Here is a 234-nt window from a genome sequence, read left to right as displayed (position 1 = left end):
GGAGCAGGGGTTCGTCTACGCCGCATTCTCGCTGAACTTCGCCAAGGCGTTCTTCCCGGCCGGCGATTCCACCACAAAATTGCTCAATACCGCCGCGATCTTCGCCGTTGGCTTCCTCATGCGCCCGATCGGGGGCTGGCTGATGGGCCTGTACGCCTACCGCAAATGCCGCAAGGCTGCATTGATGGCTTCGGTGCTGCTGATGTGCTCAGGCTCGCTGGTCAGCGCCCTGAC

Annotated in this window: 1 pseudogene; it reads left to right on the top strand. The window is 62.4% G+C overall.

The annotated features are described in order from the left end of the window. Positions 1-234 (top strand): annotated as a pseudogene (locus FQ664_RS27020) (MFS transporter); the annotation flags it as partial.

Origin of the sequence: Pseudomonas persica (assembly GCF_900291015.1) — a bacterium.
Taxonomy (GTDB): Bacteria; Pseudomonadota; Gammaproteobacteria; order Pseudomonadales; family Pseudomonadaceae; genus Aquipseudomonas.
Note: the sequence above shows the minus strand (reverse complement) of the source record. Positions and strands in the feature narration are given on the sequence as shown.